This window comes from Bergeyella anatis (assembly GCF_036016955.1).
GTDB lineage: Bacteria > Bacteroidota > Bacteroidia > Flavobacteriales > Weeksellaceae > JAYWXI01.
Genome location: NZ_JAYWXI010000084.1, coordinates 1 through 729 on the forward strand (window position 1 = coordinate 1; position 729 = coordinate 729).

Genomic DNA, 729 nt, shown 5'->3' on the forward strand with positions numbered 1-729 from the left:
ATTACTTAAGATCAGCCGGAGTTCATTGGCATATGTGAGTATTAAGGATGATTCCGAACTGTACGAAAATCTAATTGCATTAAGTGAGAAGCATCCCCGGGGAGGTTTTTGGAAGTGTTATTTCCGACTGAGGAACCAAGGGCAGAAGGTGAATCATAAACGGCTTCACAGAATTTATAAAAATGCCGGGCTTTCCTTAAGGAGAAAATCAAAGAAGAGAAAAATCAGCCGCATAAAAGAACCCCTGGATATCCCCGTGGCCTTCAACCACAGTTGGAGCATTGATTTTATGAGTGACGCGCTGGAAAACGGCAGGAAGATAAGGACCTTCAATGTGATAGATGACTTTAATCGCGAAGTGCTGCATATCGAGGCGGACTATTCCATAAAAAGCAGCCGTGTGGTCTGGATTTTGAAACATTTGGTAAATCGGTACGGGAAGCCTAAGAAAATCAGGCTGGACAATGGGCCGGAGTTTATCTCGCACCTTATCCAGACCTGGAGTTTGGTGAACGACATCCATTTCACCTATATCCAGCCGGGCAAGCCTACGCAGAATGCTCTAATCGAAAGGTTCAATAAAACCTTCCGCGAAGGGGTTCTTGACGCCTATCTATTTTCAACACTGGACGAAGTAAGAGAGGTAACCCATGAGTGGGTAGAAGATTACAACTACCATCGCCCGCATGATGCCCTGGGAGGCCTATCACCCGTGATGAGGAAAAATGG

The 729-nt window shown here is 45.5% G+C and carries 1 protein-coding gene; it reads left to right on the forward strand.

What is annotated here, in order from left to right:
* On the forward strand, window positions 1–729 hold a 729-nt coding region (locus VQ048_RS12335), incomplete at both ends, for an IS3 family transposase (protein ID WP_327611944.1).